This is a genomic window from Marinifilum sp. D714 (genome assembly GCF_030851345.1).
Taxonomy (GTDB): domain Bacteria; phylum Bacteroidota; class Bacteroidia; order Bacteroidales; family Marinifilaceae; genus Marinifilum.
The window spans coordinates 108485-127177 of sequence record NZ_JALPNU010000001.1; the positions used below are offsets into that span (position 1 = coordinate 108485).

At 34.8% G+C, this 18693-nt stretch carries 16 protein-coding genes and 3 riboswitches; of the genes, 7 read left to right on the top strand and 9 right to left on the bottom strand.

Annotated elements, in window-relative coordinates:
* Positions 1–11: 11 nt before the first annotated feature.
* From M0051_RS00430 to M0051_RS00455, 6 genes are all read right to left on the bottom strand, one after another.
* The gene (locus M0051_RS00430; protein WP_306739574.1) at positions 12–1997 is read right to left on the bottom strand and encodes a TonB-dependent siderophore receptor; all 1986 of its coding nucleotides are present in this window, start codon (positions 1995–1997) and stop codon (positions 12–14) included.
* Positions 1998–2088: 91 nt separating this feature from the next.
* Positions 2089–2294, bottom strand: a riboswitch (cobalamin riboswitch).
* A 139-nt stretch (positions 2295–2433) separates the two neighbouring features.
* Positions 2434–4557: a TonB-dependent siderophore receptor gene (locus M0051_RS00435; RefSeq protein ID WP_306739575.1), complete on the bottom strand. Its 2124-nt coding sequence runs from the start codon at positions 4555–4557 to the stop codon at positions 2434–2436.
* A 161-nt stretch (positions 4558–4718) separates the two neighbouring features.
* Positions 4719–4929, bottom strand: a riboswitch (cobalamin riboswitch).
* A 62-nt stretch (positions 4930–4991) separates the two neighbouring features.
* Complete coding sequence (locus tag M0051_RS00440) at positions 4992–6038, bottom strand: ABC transporter ATP-binding protein (RefSeq protein WP_306739576.1); 1047 nt, start codon at positions 6036–6038, stop codon at positions 4992–4994.
* The gene (locus M0051_RS00445; protein ID WP_306739577.1) at positions 6031–7083 is read right to left on the bottom strand and encodes an iron ABC transporter permease; all 1053 of its coding nucleotides are present in this window, start codon (positions 7081–7083) and stop codon (positions 6031–6033) included. Before M0051_RS00445 ends, M0051_RS00440 begins: the two co-directional genes overlap by 8 nt.
* Before the next feature lie 7 nt (positions 7084–7090).
* Positions 7091–8275: an ABC transporter substrate-binding protein gene (locus tag M0051_RS00450; protein WP_306739578.1), complete on the bottom strand. Its 1185-nt coding sequence runs from the start codon at positions 8273–8275 to the stop codon at positions 7091–7093.
* Between the two features lie 87 nt (positions 8276–8362).
* A riboswitch (cobalamin riboswitch) is annotated at positions 8363–8498 on the bottom strand.
* A 233-nt stretch (positions 8499–8731) separates the two neighbouring features.
* On the bottom strand, positions 8732–9091 hold the full coding sequence (locus M0051_RS00455; RefSeq protein WP_306739579.1) for a group 1 truncated hemoglobin: 360 nt from the start codon (positions 9089–9091) through the stop codon (positions 8732–8734).
* A 137-nt stretch (positions 9092–9228) separates the two neighbouring features.
* On the opposite strand from M0051_RS00455, the gene M0051_RS00460 reads away from it, so the two are divergent.
* Positions 9229–9753, top strand: coding sequence for a hypothetical protein (locus M0051_RS00460; protein ID WP_306739580.1), 525 nt, complete (start codon positions 9229–9231; stop codon positions 9751–9753).
* Positions 9754–9785: 32 nt separating this feature from the next.
* On the opposite strand, the gene M0051_RS00465 is transcribed toward M0051_RS00460, so the two are convergent.
* Entirely contained in the window at positions 9786–10784 is a 999-nt protein-coding gene (locus M0051_RS00465; protein ID WP_306739581.1) for a TIM barrel protein, read from the bottom strand.
* 820 nt (positions 10785–11604) lie between these two features.
* Between M0051_RS00465 and M0051_RS00470 the strand changes: the two genes are divergently transcribed.
* Positions 11605–12204, top strand: coding sequence for a hypothetical protein (locus M0051_RS00470; protein WP_306739582.1), 600 nt, complete (start codon positions 11605–11607; stop codon positions 12202–12204).
* Between the two features lie 128 nt (positions 12205–12332).
* Here the strand turns inward: M0051_RS00470 and M0051_RS00475 are convergent, their stop codons facing one another.
* Both M0051_RS00475 and M0051_RS00480 read right to left on the bottom strand, forming a co-directional pair.
* On the bottom strand, positions 12333–13163 hold the full coding sequence (locus M0051_RS00475) for a thioredoxin family protein (protein WP_306739583.1): 831 nt from the start codon (positions 13161–13163) through the stop codon (positions 12333–12335).
* 104 nt (positions 13164–13267) lie between these two features.
* Positions 13268–14035: a hypothetical protein gene (locus M0051_RS00480; RefSeq protein ID WP_306739584.1), complete on the bottom strand. Its 768-nt coding sequence runs from the start codon at positions 14033–14035 to the stop codon at positions 13268–13270.
* Positions 14036–14669: 634 nt separating this feature from the next.
* Here M0051_RS00480 and M0051_RS00485 point away from each other — a divergent pair.
* The 5 genes from M0051_RS00485 to M0051_RS00505 all read left to right on the top strand — a co-directional run bounded on the left by M0051_RS00485 (position 14670) and on the right by M0051_RS00505 (position 18682).
* On the top strand, positions 14670–14969 hold the full coding sequence (locus M0051_RS00485) for a hypothetical protein (protein WP_306739585.1): 300 nt from the start codon (positions 14670–14672) through the stop codon (positions 14967–14969).
* A 215-nt stretch (positions 14970–15184) separates the two neighbouring features.
* Complete coding sequence (locus M0051_RS00490) at positions 15185–15844, top strand: acetyltransferase (protein WP_306739586.1); 660 nt, start codon at positions 15185–15187, stop codon at positions 15842–15844.
* A gap of 137 nt (positions 15845–15981) precedes the next feature.
* Positions 15982–16404, top strand: a complete 423-nt coding sequence (locus M0051_RS00495) for a hypothetical protein (RefSeq protein WP_306739587.1) — start codon at positions 15982–15984, stop codon at positions 16402–16404.
* Positions 16405–16590: 186 nt separating this feature from the next.
* A complete protein-coding gene (locus M0051_RS00500; RefSeq protein WP_306739588.1) occupies positions 16591–16854 on the top strand; it encodes a hypothetical protein in 264 nt (87 codons plus the stop codon).
* Between the two features lie 289 nt (positions 16855–17143).
* Entirely contained in the window at positions 17144–18682 is a 1539-nt protein-coding gene (locus M0051_RS00505; RefSeq protein ID WP_306739589.1) for an efflux RND transporter periplasmic adaptor subunit, read from the top strand.
* The last annotated feature ends 11 nt before the right edge of the window (positions 18683–18693 follow it).

An 18693-nucleotide genomic window follows, 5' to 3' on the forward strand; every position in this document is an offset into this window, starting at 1 on the left:
TTCTATTTATTTTAGTTGATATTATAAGTTAAGCTTAGTCTATAATTAACGCCTGGCATCGCATATCCATATGTAGACTGATAATCAGCATCAAGGATATTATTAACCAGACCTTTAATTTTGATTCTATTTTTGTCATTCAATTTAAACTGGTGTCCTACGGAAAAATTCAGAAGGAAATAAGATGACAGAATGTTCTTATCCTCTTCGTTGGTAAATTGTTCGTCGGTATACTTACAATCTATCGAAAGATTGGTGTTCTTATAAGTAAGTGTTGAGTAGACATTACCGCTATGTAATGGAACATATTCCATTTGTCGCCCAACTGCACCAGAATTAGTCTGTGATTTCTTACGTTCTGTTGAGGTATAAGTATAATTTAATCCTGAACTTGCCTTTAATCCCAAAAGCGAGTAATTCAAGTGTGTCATTAATTCCAATCCTTTACTTTCTACTTCCTGAACATTCTTAGGATACCAACCATTATCATTCACCCACAGTATCCAATTATCAACATTTAAATAAAAAGCATTTAGTTGTAAGTGTCCTGTTGTCTTATTATCTGAATAATTCCACTTAAAACCCAACTCATAATTCATTCCTTTCTCTGGATTCAGATCAGGATTCCCCTGATCACCCCAAAAACGGTCATTAAAGGTAGGTACACGATAACTTTTAGCGATATTTCCATTTATACTTAGTGCATGAATTTCTTTTGAAAACAGAAGATACTTAAAACCTAGGCTTGGTGTAAAAGGAACACTGTAATCTGTTACCAAACCTTGGCGCAAATTAATGGTTGCCTTTAGTTTACGGTTAATTTTGTGATAATAGGAAGCATAAAAATCAACTCTATCTTCGTAATCCAAATCACTGGAATAAGTGTAAACCGTTGGATATATCCTACTAGCTTTTGCACCGATCTTATAACTTATATTTTTATTCAGCTCGTGCTCAATTGATGCCTCTCCAATTATACGTTCAGTCTGAATGGTATCATCTGTATTACTATTGTGAATACCATTGTCGTATACATATCCTCCACTAATCTCATACTTAATGGCTCTTTTATGATTTTTATAAGATGTCCACAATCTGATATGCTTGTCTTCATATGGTTCTTTAAAATCAGGTTTCGTAAGATTAGTTTGCATGTTTTGCTGAATCAAATGCCAATCTTTTTCTAACCAAAGATTAAATATGAGTGTTTCCTGATCGGAAAATTTATAATTGAATTCTTGAATTAAACCTTTGTTTTCAATATTTGCATTTCGCTGTTTATCCTCTTGCTGAAAAATGCCATTTTCAAAATCACGTACTTCCGTATTCGTGAATTTAAAATCGTTGTCTTTTTTATAATAATAGGCACGGGTCACCGATTCAAACTTGCCATTACCTAAATATATTTTTGCACCATACAACTCTTCACCAAAAGAGCCATGAGATATTCTAGCCTCCGCTTTAACACCATTTGTCCAATTGTTTTTAAGTCCCAAATGAATCGCTCCTCCAATACTTCCTGAACCATTAACGGTACTTGCACTTCCAAATTGAACACCTACCTCATCAAACAAGTACATGGGAACATTACTCATGTTCGACTGTCCAAGTGTTAATGAATTAAGGTTAATACCTCCAAAATTGACACTGGTATGGTCAGGTGAAGTACCTCTCAAACGTATTGTAGATAATGTACCTGCGGTTGATTTTAAGGTAATAGGGAGAGTTCTTGATAATAATTGCTCTAAACTTCCATCGCGATGAGCATCAAATTGCAAAACTGGAATGGTTTCGATTTTTGCCCCTGATTGGTATTTCTTTAACTTGCCATAACTCACCACTTCATTCAGCAGAATGGTGTCAAATACTGTTACAATTTTCTTCTTATTTGCATAAACAGAAGTACTGTCATTTGAACTATAATAGCCATCAGTATAATTTGAATAAGCCGGACTTATAACAAAGAATAACAGGACATATACAAATACTCTTCTCATTATCATCTATATAATGAAGAAAACATTGGGATAACAACAGTCTGAGCTACTAAAACCTATCGTTTTCCAAACACCTTCTCCGAATGTTTTGAAAAATTGTATGCAGATTGGCAGGTCTTCTGGCTTGCTCAACTTTTATCAACCTTCCCATCCCTATTGTTGGACAGTGGTATCGCAGAATAAAAGCTTTTTTTGAGCTTACAGCTACGGGAACAGCTCCGGACTTGAACCGGATTCCCTTTTCATCTCAATTTGTTAAGAAACAAATGTACGAGAACCAAATGCGTTGCAAATGTATGAAAAAAGACCAATAAATCCACTATTAAAAAACCATTTTAAAACATGCTGTTTATCAGTCATTAACAAAACAATCGCTTATACTAAGAAGGAAATCTACCCCAATAGATTCCCTTTGTTTTGTCATAAATATTACATCTTAAAACTGATATGAGAATTTCGCCATAAATGCTCGACCTGGCATATTATAACCATCTTTTTCAGTATAATTTTCATCCAATAAATTTGAAATTGATAATCCAATAGTATAGTTCTCGTTAAAAGAGTAGCTAGCTGAATAATCAAAAATCATAGAAACTGGGTGGCGCAAAATTTCGTCCTTTACATCTGGACGATTATCGTAAAATCTAAACCAGTTGTCTTCATAACGATGTCCAATGTAACGAGCATTCAATCTGGTTGAGAATCCATTTAGGTTGTCGAACTCAAGACCAAAGTTGGCATTGTTATCGCGAACATATCTCATCTGGTTATCTATATTTTTATAGCTTCCATCCTCCTGCTTCTTGCTTTCAATAACGGTAGCATCAATAATATGAGTGTAGTTGGCATACAATTTCAAAGAATAATTGTAATCAGCCACTGCACCAAAGTCATATGATGCTTCAATCTCAACACCATTCATATCTGCTCCCTTAATATTCTTGTAAGTTGTGTATTCATCACCATTATATGGAGTACCATCAGGATCTTCGGTATAACGGACAATCATATCTTTGTGATGAGTCTTGAAATAAGTAAAATCAAAAATAATTCCTTTCTCAAAGTTCTTGTATTCCAACCCTACATCGAAAGTATTACTTGATTCTTCTTTCAAATCGGCATTCCCTCTGGTAGTTCCATAAGCAGAAGTGTATAAACCAGCCTTTTGGAATGCATCAGGAGCATAAAATGCATTACCCCAACTTGAATGCGCTGATAAACCTTGTAAGATTTCATATTTCACACCAATATTTTGGGTAAATACTCTGTACTCATCAGAACTTGCTTCATTTCCCAATAGTTTATTTGCGTCAAGCTTAAGATCGATCAAATCATATCTTGCTCCCATTGCAATATTCAATTTTCCATCCAATGCCTTAGTATTGATCTGTCCGAATACTCCTGTACAAATATTTCTATAAGCTGGTGCAGAAGGCTTGGTTACATCTCCTTCAGTGGTCCATTTATTACTTTCAAACTCATCTGTTTTACTATCGATACCAAATGCAAAAGAATGATCTCCTAGCTTAAAAGCATCTTGCAAAATGAAACCATAATTCTTATGAATGTTTTCGGTATCTCCATACCTGGAATTAAACAAAGTGGATTCCTCTTTGCTGTGAAATGGTGATAGACTTAGGTTATGAATATCAATCTTTCCAAGCACATCAGCACTCGTTGTATACTTGTTCATATCCTTTGAGTTCTTGCCATACACCTGCCAGAAAGATCCAGGTGTTTCAATCCCATTTGCAACAAATACCGATTGGTGTACATTTATCTTCCAGTTTTCGTTTAAAATAAATCCCAAACGCGCACTTGCATTGTGTCTTTCGAACTGAGAATGCTCCATTCTCTCACCATAAGAGGCAGGATCAAGAATTTCTTTGGCATCGCTCTTTCCAAAGAAGTTCTTCTTACCAATTTTGTAATCTTTCCCCTGCTTTTGATGGTTATAACTCACATCAAAATCCATAGACTCAGATAAAGCTCCTCCTACACTCACATTTCCAGTAAGATTCTCAAAGCTTCCGTAAGAAACACTAGCATTTCCAGCGATATCCTTTGTGCTCTCCTTGGTTACGATATTAATTACACCGGCCATTGCAGATGATCCATATTGTGCTGAGAAAGGTCCTTTTAAAATCTCAACGCGCTCCACATTCGACATATCGATTGTAGCAATGTTAGTTGTCCCGGCAGGTCTACCATCAATCAAAATCACATTATATTTGTTTGATGTTGAAGGAGCAAAACCTCTCATACTAACTGCCGAAGAAATACCTGGATACTGAATAATGTCCACCCCTGCAGTTTTCTTCAATAATTCTCCCATATCTTTCGCAGGAGTAGCCTCTATCGTTCTCTTGGTAATTACTTCTACCTTTTGAGGAAGATCCTTCATTTTCGTATTCACTCTGGAAGCATTAATTTCAACTTCCTCTAAATTCAAATGCTTTACAACCGTTTTGTCATCAGTTGAATTTGGCACTTCATCAGCTTTTACTACAGCGTTAAATAATGACAGCAATGCAAAAGCAGTTAAAAATGTTCTTTTCATGTTTTTAAAGAATAAAATGAAAATAAGATTAACTAATGCAATGCAGACAGGGAGCTTAAAAGAAATTTCACAATATACCGTAAAGGACCAGTTATGGCAGAAAAATCCTTATTTGGTTATTGATTAGTTTTTCGTTCGCTTGCTCTTTTTCCCGAAAGCAATGACTTAATGTTTGCAGTGGCAGGTCTTCTGACTTGTTCTACTTTTTGAGGCCTTCCCATTCCTAACAATTTGGAACAGTGGCAAGGAGTATTTCAAAAAGCTATATTAGAACTTACAGCTACGGGTATAGTTCCGGATTTTCACCGGATTCCCTTTTCATTTCTACTTCTGATAATAGAGAAGTAAAAAACCAAATGCAGCGCAAATGTATACAAATTTTCGCTACAACTTTCTTAAAAAGATCGTTTATTCAAAATCTTTTTCAAGCTCAATTAATTCGTGTGTAAAGTTTCTTTTAGGCAGGCAATTAACTCCTGAATACTGTTACAACATGTAACGCTTCCATTCTGATGGATTTCCCATTTCATGGTATCTTCCATTAATTTCACGCAACAGTCGCCCACTTGCTCACAGGTAACCTGGTATCCTTCACGAGACAAGGCACGCTGTGTCCAAAATCCCATTACATCATTACCCAAAAGTTGAATGGTTTGTTTTTTCTGGTAATTCATGATAAAATTACCGGTCTTTCTATCGAAATTGAAAGATTTATTCTGGAAAGTATCTTCAATGCTACCATTCAATACCAAATCTTCAGGAGCACCTACCTTTACGGGTTGATTTCTTGCCATCAACCAAATTAAATCGGCTGCTTGTAAAGCCAAATCCAACTCATGAGTAGACATCAAAATGGCTTTGTTGGTTTCTCTTGCCAAACGATGCAATAAACGCATAATTTCAACACGGTTCGGCAGATCGAGATGCGCTGTAGGTTCATCCAACATGATCAAAGGAGTATCTTGTGCCAAAGCCTTTGCTATCATTACTCGCTGACGTTCACCATCACTCAATTGATTAATATAGTGATTTGCGTAATGCAGTAATCCAACTTGTTCGAGAGCCCATTTTATTTTTTCATTATCAGCATCAGATAATTTCCCCATCCAGGAAGTATACGGATGACGCCCCAAAGAAACGATATGATACACCGTAAGATTACCAACATTAATCCTTTCCGTAAGAACAATACTAAGAAGCTGTGCAATTTCTTTAAAGTTTCTATCTCGAATGGGAATGTCCTCTACCAAAGTGCGACCATCCAATGGAGATTGTATACCGGCAATGGTTCTCATTAAAGTTGATTTACCAGCTCCATTAGGGCCAAGTAAACAAACCATCTCTCCTTTACGAATCGTTAGGTTAATATCAGACAGCAGACACAAAGTATCTTTTTTCGATTGTTTGTAACCAATTGCAAGATCTTTGGTAACCAATATATTTTGATGCTCTCTCTCCTCTTTCATACTTCCATTATCCACCAAAGGATGCTTTTACATTTCTACTCCTCATGATTACCCATATTACAACCGGCCCTCCAAATAAAGCAGTTACAGAATTAATAGGCAATGTATTTTGATTACCCGGTAATTGAGAAAATATATCACAGATTAACATGATTGCTGCTCCAATGAGAACTACAGCAGGCATTAACACTTTATGACTTGCTGTTCTAAAAATGGAACGAGCAATATGCGGAACCGCAACACCCACAAAAGCAATCGGACCAGTAAATGCCGTTAATGTTCCAGCAATTAAAGCCGTGCTAATGATTACAGCAATTCTGGTTTTATTTACCGATATTCCAACTCCTCTGGCATAATTCTCACCTAACAACAGTGCATCCATAGGTTTTATCAGGAAGAATGCCAAAATTAAACCTGTAAATACAATGGGCCCCATTACCTGCATTTCAGTCCATGTTACACCGGCCAAAGAACCAAATGTCCATACAATGAAACTCTGTATCTGTTCGGGTTCACTAAAGTATTGCAATATATTAACGATTGCTCCAGTAATACTCCCGAACATGATTCCAATAATCAATAAAGAGACACTATCGGATATTCGAATTGAGGCCAGCGCTACCAGCAAAAACACAAGTGAAGCACCTGCAACAGCAGCAACCACCAAAGCCCAATTCCCGAGAAAAGCAGAAACAACTCCAAAAAAGGCTGGAACAATTGCCGAGGCCATTACCATTAATGCAACACCTAAGCTAGCACCTGAACTAATTCCCAAAACAAAAGGGCCCGCTAATGGATTTCTAAACAATGTTTGCATCATCAATCCTGTTACTGATAATCCTGCACCTACAAAAATAGCTGTTAATGCTTTGGGCAATCTAAAATTAAGAACAATATAATTCCAAGAAGTTTTCACCTCATTTCCTGCCAATATCGCAAACACTTTCTCAAAAGGAATATTTACTGATCCAAAAATTAGATCTAGCAATAATAAAGTAATGATGATAAGGCCTAAACCTCCAAATAAAATAGATACAATTTTACCTTTCTGAGAAATCATAGTTCTTTTAATTCAGTTTCTGATAAAAATGCAATTCATAATCCGGTAACAACTCCGGATGCAGAATTTTAATAATATCCTTAAATACCACATCAGGCTGCATTACTCCAGATTCAAACCAATCATTGGCACCACTCTCCTTCATTCTTTTGGTATAACAATATACCTGCTTTGTTTTGTACGACTCAAACAATGTGTACCTATCATCAAGGTTCTCCAGATCTTTTATTGTCTTACATTGTCCGGGACCAAACCAAATATCGGCATCATGTTGTTTGTCGAACACAGTTTCAAAACTTAAAGGCATACTCCCGCTTGTACTATCCGAAAACCAACAATAATCAGCCTTTCCATCCCTAAGAAATTGAGCCAAATAAGATTGCCCTCCTGGCATATACCAAGTGCCTTTAAAGTTATATCCTGAAAGAATTGTAGGTTTATTCTTAACAGTAGTTACAATTGATTTTAAATCATTATACCTTTTTTCAACCTCATCGAAGTGTTGCTCAGCCTCAGCTTCTTTATTAAAAAAGGCAGCGATAAACTTGGCCCATTCGGCACGAGCCAAAGGCGAAGCTTCCATCCATTCGATATTATATGCAACAGGCAATCCAGCTTGCATTAATTTGGTTTCACGATCGGTGATCTTCATAAAACCTGCTACCATCACCAAATCAGGATCAATTTCAACAATTTTTTCGAAATTTAAGGTTTCTGCATGACCTACCGCCTGAATTTTACCAGACTTAGCTTTCTTGTCGATTTCTTCATCGTAAATCCTATTCGGCAAAGAAACAGCTACTATTTTATCCTCTACACCTAAGAATTTCAAAATTCCGATTTGCGTACTCGATAGCGCGGCAATACTTCTAACAGGAACTTCTACCAACAAACCATCATCAGGAATTTGCCCTTCAAACTTGTCTCCTCTGTTTTTAAGGTAATATTTCTGAAAGACCTTGCCTTTGTTCCAAGGATCCCAAACTATCAATTCCTTCAAATTATTATCAAGAATTTTGATTTCGAATCCTTTTGCATACTTCAGTTTTGTTTGATGATAAAAAGCCTTATCAGCAACATTTGATTCTGAATTTTGTAAAGTCTTCTTTTTTTGCCCTCCTGATTGACATGCAACAAAACCTAAAACAGTCAGAAGCAACAAGTTTAGGCCGATCGTTTTTAATAAGTTCATTTCTTCCACAAATTATTGTGGGGAAGGATGATAAGAAAATACAATTCTTAAAATTATACTCCCGTTACTCAGTTCCCCGAAGTCACGAAATAGTTTCATTAATTAGGCAGGTATTCCGACTTAACTATCCTAAGAAAGTATTACGGCTGCGGGGACAGCTTTGGATTTTCACCAAATTCCCTTTTCATTCTTGAGACAAGAAACCCAATTGCTGCAAAGCTATGCAATATTTTGGAAATAAAAATAAGTTTTAGAACAATTGGAAATGCTTGAATTCATAAAAAAAAGAGATCAAACCAAGGCGGATCTAATCTCTTAAAAAAACATTCAATATGGTAATATACCGATTATTAATTAGTAAAAGCCATTTGTTCGCATTACTCTCTACATGCCTAACTAATTATATATCGGCAATTTCACAGTTTCACTTACGCTCACTCTGAAATTTAAATTGTGTCATACTGCCACAATATCTTTCTTCATACCATACAAAACAAAAAGAACTTCTTCTTTTTCCTTTTGTCCAACATTATTCATTTCAAGTGCCTGCAATATATCATCCAGAACAGCATTAAACTCAACATCACTAATGTTCATTCCCTTGTGAGTAGATAACATATCTTTTCCTTCATAAACACTTGGACCACCTGTTCCCATAATAAAAAAAGTTGCAGCTGCTATTTTTAACGCAGCCACATCGCTCTTAAAAAAACGTGGTGAAATTGTCGGGTTTTTTAGATGTAAGTCAACAGTATCACAAGCTATTTTTGTAATCCCTTCGCTTCCGCCTAATCTTTCGTAAAGTGATAACTCCATTATTAAATCCTCCTAATTTAAAATAAATAAGAATTTACGCAGAATTACCTGCAATGTCAATTAATTAAACAAACTATAACTCAACAAATTCAAATAAATGGTACCTTTCTCATTCTAAATTATACAAATCAACAAATATGAAAAAACTACTATTCGCATTGCTATTCTTCCCACTTATTGGGATGGCACAAGATCAAAAATTACCAGAACATTTCTCTTGTCTAGAGTATTTTATGGGGAATTGGGAAAGTGAGACAACCGGCAAAGCTGGAAAAGGAATTGGGAAGCAATCTTTTGCAACAGAAATGAATGGTCGGTACATTACATTAAATGTAGAAACCAAGTTTGAACCAAGCGAAAAATATCCTGAAGGCGAATTACATATCGATAAAGGATACATTAGTTTCGATGGATTTCGTAAGAAAATCATCTATCGACAGTTTAATATCGAAGGCTATGTAAATCAATTTGTATTGGATAATTCGAAAGAAGGTGTATTTGTTTTTGAAACAGAAGCGGTAGAAAATGTTCCTAAAGGATTTAGGGCAAGAATCACTTTTGAGATCGTTGACGAAAACACATTTAAAGAAGGATTTGAATTGGCTGCTCCAGGAAAAGATTATTCGGGATGCATATACAATACATGGAATCGTATAAAATAGATGATCTAAAAATGGACACGCCATGGCGTGTCCTACAATAAATTATTTCGCTGTACTTCTAATTTGCCTGTAAATTCATCAATATCTTTTGTGATAAATTCATGAACTACAATCTCTGGTTGCACTTCTGCAATAATCTCCTTCACACGCTCCGTTTGAAATGGCAAATGTTGGTCAATTTGCAAAACATGCTTACGAGCTGCCGAATATTTTTCGCGATGAGTAAGTTTTTCCCAATCCTGAGGAAAACCATTTTGTATCTGTTTTAACTGATACTCTCCCGACAAACTGCAATTCAGGTGCAAACTTTTAATTTTGGCCTGTACATCTTTTGACAATCTTGATATTCTATCCAAAACAAAATCGATAGCTTCATCCTCGCAACGCAGAGCTGGATTTGTATTCATTAAATGTCCTGTGTCCAACAAAACATTCCAATTGCTAAACTCTAACCTTCCTGCAAAATCATCAACTTCTGCTGGAAATAGCAGATCCAAACCTGGCCACCACAAATTTTCAATAGCCAAAGTAACCGGAGGTTCTCCATCGGTGAATTCTTGTGCCGTACGGTTTAGCATCTCGGCCAAATTAGAACTCACTTCGATATTCTTATAAGTAAAATCGCGTGAAAAGGCGTGATCTAACTCAACATGGGCAGCATGTATAACGGCATGAGCTGGATTAAACAAACTTGCTTGCTCCCATAACTTTTTTTGCGTTTGCACCATTTCGGAAGCATTCCTTCCTCCACAACAAAATTGCAAATAATCAGTATTTACATCCGGGAAATAATATTTTGCAGCCTCCTCTCCTTTTCGCCAAACATCCAACCATGTTACCCAAAAAGGCAAATGAATTGATTTTACTACCTCCTTTGGGATTTCGTCAGATGGATGATCGTAACCTATTAATAACTCTACTCCATCTAATTCTTGTGTGTTGATATATTCTTTTAATCCCTCCCATTTGTTATCGAATCGATCTACATCGGATGGATGAACTGAAAAGTCTATTAAGTTTTGGTAGCTCATAATACCATTTTAATTTTTAAACACTATTGGTATGATATGCAAATTATAGTTTGAAAATTACCTATATGCCTTTTTCCTCAAGCCGGAAGGCTTTTACTTTCTCCATTGATGAGAAAGTAAACAATCCCGAAGCTTCGGGAAGGGCGCGTAAGAACAATCTTCTTCTACTTGAAAACTTTAAGTGCGGCGGGGTGATCTTCTCAATTCTTCGAAGCTTCCCCGCCTTTCTAAAAATTTTCTTCGGATAAGTAGCATGTCCTTCCAATGCCCATCAAGCACAAATTCTTTTTATCAGATAATCTTTAAGTCTATGCTTTAAACTTTATTCGCATATTTTTAAAATTTTGCACCAAAAATAGTTCAATACCTATCAGCAATCAAAACGATTGATGAAATATATTAATCTGTGATTAGAAATCGACACAGAATAAATTTCTTCAAAAAGAAACGGGAATGAAGTTTTAATGGTCCAAATGAGCATTTTCGAAACAAAGATTTCCAACATTTTTGATCACTTTTTTATCAGGACAAGCTAAAAAATGACGTTTTGACCTTTTTGCAATTTTCCGTAAACGTTATCATAAACATGAAAAATGGACAAATCATGTTAATAATGACAAAATTCTTTATTAAATCAATGTAACGCAAACAATTTCGGGAGTTTCCGCAACCGTTATAAGTTCATTTTTTTGTTATTTTTCCACTTTCAGGGAATTTTATTTAGATCATTTCTACGAATAATACATAGATTTACAATGTCAGCATGAGAGAATAATCAAGAGCTGATTTTATTAACATTTAATTATTAAATATTATTCGTATGAAAACAAAAAAAGTAAATCTAAAAGGAATTGTATTGGGAGCATTACTATTCTTAGGCGCAAGTTCAGCTTTTGCCACTGGTAACATTAAAATCAATCCATATTTGGATACAGATTTATCTATCGTTTCTATCATCAACCCTACTGAATCGGTTTTAAAAATGAAAATCTACGATAGAGAAGGAAACCTTTACTACTCTAAAAAAGTAAATAGCGCAACTACCGATCAGAAACTATTTGACTTTTCTTATTTGGAAGATGGTATTTACAAAATTGTACTAAGTGGTGCAGAAGAAAATGTTGAAAAAGAGTTCGTCATTGAAGGAAAAAAACTTAAAGTTACAGACTCTAAAGAACTTGCTGAAAAAACTTTTTTCAGATCTGCAGACAACAACTTGTATGTTAGTTACCTTGCTTTTGAAAATAAAACATTCAACCTTTCTATTACTGATGCATTGGGAAATGAAGTATTCGAAGAATCATATACATCAGCTCCAACTTTTTCAAAGAAGTTTAATGTTGCAGCCTTACCTGAAGGAGAGTACAAAGTACGTTTAGTTTCGAACAACAAAGAATACAATTATGCCTTCAGAAAGTAATGATCAATGTGGGTCGTGTGACCAGATGATTCCAATGAATCACAAATTTTTAATAAGTGTATCCCTTTCATGTTAGAGATACACTTATTTTTTATTCCTTAAAATCTGCAAACCCAATATCTATTGACTTACTGCAACTGTTTTCTTTCCGATGCAATAAAATCATAATACGGAAGTTGCAAGTCTTTTATTTTTGCATATTGCTCTTTAGCATTATCAACTTGTTCTAAAGACAAATAAATTCTCGCGAGTAATGCTGCTTTCAAATTTCCATTCTCTTCGTTGCACGGTTTACAAGAACTTAAAACTTTTAAAGCTTTCTTACCACTTTTATTTAAGCAAGATAGTATCTGTACTTTTTGTGATAAATCCTTATTCTTCGATTTTTTTAATAGTTTCTCGGCCTGCTTAAAGCAAAATCTGCTTTTATATTTAAGAGATTTTTTAGCATCATGTTCAACTAACGTACTCTGCTTCTGATAACACATTGCAAGCTGCAATGCCTTATCAACATTTTCATCGTCTTTCTCAAATTCAACTGTAGATTTATAAATATTTTCTAAAGAAAAACTGTAAGCAGTAAGTAAATTTTCCATTCGCTTAAGCGATTGATACCCAGTAATGGACTCAAACTGATTATTCCATGCGTCAGTAATAAAAATTTTTGGTATTGCTTTTACCAGAAAATCTGGATTTGAAAAACCGCTACTTAAATCCAATTTCACAAAAACATATTTTGCAGCGTAAATTTCCATATCATCTTTTTCCCAAACATCCTCATCCATTTTTTTGCAAGGTCCGCACCAGTTGGCCCAACAATCTACTACTATTAGTTTGTTTTGTTCTTTAGCAATTTTCTTTGCTTCGGCATATGAACTCATCCACTGAATTTGCCCATTTGCAATAAAACCTATTAGTAGGCAAATCGAAATCAAGCTTAGTTTTTTTAATTCTCTCATTTGTTTTGTGATTTAGTTAAATTATTGACATTATTTTCTCAAACAAAAAAAATAAAGAGACCTTTAATAGAGTTTAAGTCTCTTTACTATTTTTTTTATTTTATTTACGACTCAACATTTTCCATTTGAGGTTCTTCTTTTTCTTTTGCTGGCTCTGTTACAACTGGAGGAGCTATTACAACAGGAGTCTTCTTAACAGAAACATTTCTTACTTTTTTAATGATATGGGTAAACATGTACTCTTCTGCTTTTTGCTTGTCATGAGCCATTACTACTTTTCCTTTTCTCGATATATCCGAAAGCATTGTCCAAAGAATATCAAATTCGCCAAGATTATTGTTTACATGTTCTTTGCGTTCTCTTAACTTCTGCTCCTGAAGAAGATTTTTCTCATAAATAGCCTTTGTGTCAGACTGAATTTCAAGGCCAAATTCCTCTTTGTAACCTTCTGCTTTAAGCTGATCGATATTTTTGGCAATATTCTGCTCAATTACTTTTTGCCTTGCGCAATATGCTTCAACATTTCTTTTTCTAATATCTTTTCTAGCTTCACGAATGCCAAAGTCGGCATATTTCACCACAAGCAATTTGTTTGCAGATTGCACATAGCTGGCCAATCTGTTTAGTTTAGGAATCAAATCATCCAAACTTTGATACAATTCACTGGTTATGGTTTTGATTTCCCCGGTTAGGGATTGGGTAGTTGTTAAATCTTGTACCTTGTGGATTTGAGTACTTACAGAAGCAATGAATTCATCGTTGTATTTTGGTGAGTATTCTTCGAACTTTACTCTATCGCGTTGCAATAAGCTTAATAGTAAATGACCTACAACTGGTAATTCTTCACGTCTAAATTTAAAATAACTTGCCATGATTTTCTAGTTTGATTATTATTATTTAGTTGGTTAAACAATTCTTCTCATTTAAAATCTGTCTTCCCCTTCTCCTTAATAAATCTCAACTTCACGATTCAACATTCTATTTATCCATTCATTCTTGCTATTAATCCATTCATTCTTGCTATTAATCCATTCATTCTTGCTATTAATCCATTCATTCTTCTTACTTACTCATTCATTCTTCCTACAAATCGATTCATTTCTTCTACTTACCTATTCATTCCTGTTACTTATTCGTTCATTTTTGCTACTTACTCGTTCATTCTTTCTACAAACGGATTCCCTTTTGCTACTTTCTCTTGTTTTAAAAAAGAATCCACGTGCTTTCTTAGGATTAATAGGATTCCACAATACACTTAACGTATGCCTTTTTATTATGCAACACACCAATTTAGCATTTTTATATTTATATGTCAAGCTTTTAACTTGATTTAATTTATATTTTTATTGATTTTTTTCTTAGAAAGCATACATTACAAAGAGATGTTTGTTAAAACATTTTTAACAAATCTATTCTTTATAGAGCTTGCAAAACCCGCAAATAACAGATATATTCACGCTTCGTTAAACAACGGGGTAATTATTATTTATTAAATAGATCAGAAAAATGAAAAAACTATTATTTGCAATCGCAATCTGCGGATTCGTACTAAGCTCTTGTGGAAACAAAACTAAAAAAGAAGCTACATCAGAAAAATCTTGTTGTTCAAAAGAAAAAACTGAAGTAGTTGCTGAGAAAAAAGAAGAATGTAAAGGAGAATGTGCTGGTTGTGCTCACGGTACAAAAACTGAAGCCACTGCAGAAACTACAGAAAAAAAATGCTCTGGAGAATGTGATCATCACAAAGCAGAAGCAACAACAGAATGCAAAAGTGATTGCAAAAAAGAATGTAGCAAAGAGTCTTAAGGCTAGATTAAAAATATTGAAAAGCTCGCAGAATATTCTGCGAGCTTTTTTTTGTGCGTTTTTCGAAGCACCTATTCCTAATCATGTAAAATCAAATTTGTTTTGCATTGTGATATTCAGTAATTTAAATAGAATAACAAAATAATCTACAATATTCACAAGTACTGTAGGTTATCACAAAATTTCTTAATCATTCACCTTAAACAAATTTCAACATGGCTAAAGTTATTATTTTCGGAATATTGGATACAGCCGAATTGGCTCATTGGTACCTTGAGCATGATAGTGAGAACGAAGTAGTTGCTTTCACTGTAAACCAGGAATATCTAAAAGAAAAATCATTTAAAGGACTGCCAGTGGTTGCATTCGAAAGTTTGGAAGATAAATATCCACCAAGCCAATACAAATTGTTTGCCCCCATGACTGGAAGAAAAATGAATCAGTTAAGAGAGAAAGTATACCTGGCCGGAAAAGAAAAAGGCTATGAATACATTTCATACATCAGCTCAAAAGCAACGGTATGTGGCAATGAAATAGGAGAAAACTGTTTTATTCTTGAGGATAACACATTACAACCTTTCACCAAAATAGGCAATAACGTAGTTCTATGGAGCGGTAACCACATTGGTCATCATGGTGAAATAAAAGATCATGTGCTTTTTACATCACATGTTGTAATGTCGGGACACTGCACCATTGAATCGCATTGTTTTTTGGGTGTTAATGCTACCATCAGAGATTATTCGCATTTGGCAAAAGGAACTTTACTTGCTATGGGTGCAAGTTTAACAAAACAAAAAACGGAAGAATGGGGTGTTTATGTAGGAAATCCTGCTAAAAAACTCGAAGGTAAAATTAGCCACGAACTATATTAGCAGCTAAACAATTCTATATATTTGTAAATCCATGAAATGTATTTCATGGATTTTTTGTTAAAGAAATCATAATCATATGATTTAGGTATTGGAATTCTATCTTTGAAAATTTATATTTGTCGCAAACATTTTCGTAAATGAGGAATTTGAAAAATTATATGATGTGCTTAGCAATGATAATACCAATGTTGGTATTGTTGGCTCATGATATCATTCCTCATAATCATCACCTACACCAGATTGATGATCACAATCATGTTTCGGTAATTCAGGTTCATCAGCATCTATATGAACATTCACATGCCAATACACACCAACACAATGGTATTCATTGGAACCATTCTCATGAAGCAAATGCGGAAACATGTTGTATTCTAACTCACAATAGAGTTCAGAAGGATAATGCCTACAAAGTTTTTTTACAATCGGATAACATTCAGTTAGATTGTGAAGAAACTCAAAAGCTTCAAAGCTTTAATTTACGCAATCAAAAATTAACTCCCGAGCCGATCAGGTTCATTCCTCACAGGAGAGGTCCGCCCAATTCATTCTTAGCCTAAGGCTGAAATTCAACAACTTATTAAAGTTGTCATGATATTATTGTATCATATATTATAGTACAATAAAATCATGTACAAATACGCAAAACATTCAAATTATTTATAACAAAAGTTGTAGAGCTTTCACCAGGTATTCTTAAGTGAATTATCAACTGGTATCTGCAACCTAACTCAAATTTCAATCCTATGAAAAAATTATTATTTGTCCTATCCATTTGTGGACTAGTACTTACCTCCTGTGGTAATGCAGGTAAAAAATCAGAGAAAAAAGAAGAAATCCATTCTCATGAAGGACATGATCACGATCATGACCACGGTGATGGAGCTCATTCACATTCTCATGATAATGATGCTCACCATCAAGAAGAATTTGATGTAGACAGTACCAAGCACGAAGAAGGTCACGATCATGGACATGACCACGATCACGACCACGGACACAAACATTAAACATGGTGCTGAATGATTTATAATGGGTAATTCTAAAGAAGTGCCTAAAGTACTTAGAATACTTGTAGTACTTAAAGTGTGTACGAAAATGTTTTTTAAATCAGTTTATTCAATACAAGCTTAAATGAGTGATTGTAATGTTTACACTATACATTTTAATTTTAAGTACTATTTAGTAACTCACCCACTAAAAATCATGTAGACCTTAAACATTAAAGCTGAGTTGGAGAAAGTTAACTCCGACTCAGCTAATGAAATTTTGAGTTATAAATACAAGAAAGAGAAAAAAATGAAACGATATATCTGGATAAGCTTAGCCTTATCATTTTTAATAGCATGTAAACCAAATAACAATTCGCATGGACACGATCATGGCGGACACGCACATGGCCCTGATACTCACGCAGCACATGATGAAGAGGATCATTCAACAATGAGTTTGACCTTGTACAACGAGAATACGGAGTTATTCGTGGAGTTTCCTAAACTCATGCTGGATCATGTTTCGAAGTTTACTACACATTTAACCAATCTTAAAACCTATAAACCTTACACCGAAGGAAGCGTTAAAGTCATTTTAATGGTAGCAGGAAAAGGGTACTCGAACACGGTAAATTCGCCTGCAAGAGATGGTATTTTCACACCTGCACTAATGCCTAAAAAGGCTGGCTCAGCTACATTGGTATTTGAGGTAAATTCGAAGTATGGCAAAGAAAAGTTCGTAGCTAAAAACATCCCTGTTTATAAAGATCATGAAGATGCTGATAATGCAGATGATCATGAAACATCAAGTGATAATGAAATTGGCTTTTTAAAAGAACAAGCCTGGAAAATTGATTTTGCTACTTCTGAAGTTAAAAATTCAAACTTCCAAAACATTATCAAAACAACTGGTACATTACAACCTGCGGTTAATATGGAAAAGCAAGTGGTTGCCAAAACCAGTGGTGTAGTTCATTTTAGTTCTACCGATATTGTTGCAGGTAAAACAGTTGACAAGAATACTTCATTATTTATCATTACCGGGAAAGGATTGGCTGGTAACAACCTGTCTACTCTATATATCGAAGCAAAACTGGAACTTGAAAAAGCCAAAGCTGAGTTCGATAGAGCAAGCTCTTTGCGAGAAGATAAAATTGTAACGGAAAAAACATTTTTAGAAGCTAAAGCGGCTTACGAAAATGCCCAAGTTAAATTCAACAGCATCAACAAAAACTATAATGCCAGCGGACTTTCCATTCTTTCTCCGGTAAACGGATTTGTTTGCGACGTATTTGTGAACGAAGGTCAATATGTTGAAAAAGGTACTGTACTTGCCAAAGTAGATCAGGGTTCAAAATTGATGCTGAAAGCGGATGTTTACCAAAAGCATTTAAAAGAACTTCCTAATATTAAATCGGCAAACTTTAAACTTCCTTATCGCAATAAGGTATTTAGCACCGAAGAGCTAAATGGCAGAATGATAGCCTATGGAAAAGATATTCATGAGGATGATTATACTACGCCATTGTATTTTGAATTGGACTTAACGCCAGAACTATACTCAGGCTCATTTGTTGAGGTTTATCTAAAATCTGAACATACCAAAAATGTATTGCACATCGAAAAATCGGCAATTCTTGAAGATCAAGGTTTGAAATATGTATTTGTACAAACCGGAGGTGAAAGCTTTGAGAAAAGATTTATTACAATAGGTGCCGACAATGGTCGTGAGGTAGAAATCATAAAAGGTCTTCGTGCTGGCGAAAGAGTGGTTAGCGAAGGAGCATACTTTGTAAAACTTGCTTCCCTTGCAGGATCATTACCAGCTCATTCTCACGAACACTAGGAGCCTGGATC

Bases quoted from the DNA above. Each gene is read 5' to 3' on its own strand.
- M0051_RS00430 (WP_306739574.1), bottom strand. From the start codon at position 1,997: ATGAGAAGAGTATTTGTATATGTCCTGTTATTCTTTGTTATAAGTCCG.
- M0051_RS00435 (WP_306739575.1), bottom strand. From the start codon at position 4,557: ATGAAAAGAACATTTTTAACTGCTTTTGCATTGCTGTCATTATTTAAC.
- M0051_RS00445 (WP_306739577.1), bottom strand. From the start codon at position 7,083: ATGATTTCTCAGAAAGGTAAAATTGTATCTATTTTATTTGGAGGTTTA.
- M0051_RS00450 (WP_306739578.1), bottom strand. From the start codon at position 8,275: ATGAACTTATTAAAAACGATCGGCCTAAACTTGTTGCTTCTGACTGTT.
- M0051_RS00455 (WP_306739579.1), bottom strand. From the start codon at position 9,091: ATGGAGTTATCACTTTACGAAAGATTAGGCGGAAGCGAAGGGATTACA.
- M0051_RS00460 (WP_306739580.1), top strand. From the start codon at position 9,229: ATGAAAAAACTACTATTCGCATTGCTATTCTTCCCACTTATTGGGATG.
- M0051_RS00465 (WP_306739581.1), bottom strand. From the start codon at position 10,784: ATGAGCTACCAAAACTTAATAGACTTTTCAGTTCATCCATCCGATGTA.
- M0051_RS00470 (WP_306739582.1), top strand. From the start codon at position 11,605: ATGAAAACAAAAAAAGTAAATCTAAAAGGAATTGTATTGGGAGCATTA.
- M0051_RS00475 (WP_306739583.1), bottom strand. From the start codon at position 13,163: ATGAGAGAATTAAAAAAACTAAGCTTGATTTCGATTTGCCTACTAATA.
- M0051_RS00480 (WP_306739584.1), bottom strand. From the start codon at position 14,035: ATGGCAAGTTATTTTAAATTTAGACGTGAAGAATTACCAGTTGTAGGT.
- M0051_RS00485 (WP_306739585.1), top strand. From the start codon at position 14,670: ATGAAAAAACTATTATTTGCAATCGCAATCTGCGGATTCGTACTAAGC.
- M0051_RS00490 (WP_306739586.1), top strand. From the start codon at position 15,185: ATGGCTAAAGTTATTATTTTCGGAATATTGGATACAGCCGAATTGGCT.
- M0051_RS00495 (WP_306739587.1), top strand. From the start codon at position 15,982: ATGAGGAATTTGAAAAATTATATGATGTGCTTAGCAATGATAATACCA.
- M0051_RS00500 (WP_306739588.1), top strand. From the start codon at position 16,591: ATGAAAAAATTATTATTTGTCCTATCCATTTGTGGACTAGTACTTACC.
- M0051_RS00505 (WP_306739589.1), top strand. From the start codon at position 17,144: ATGAAACGATATATCTGGATAAGCTTAGCCTTATCATTTTTAATAGCA.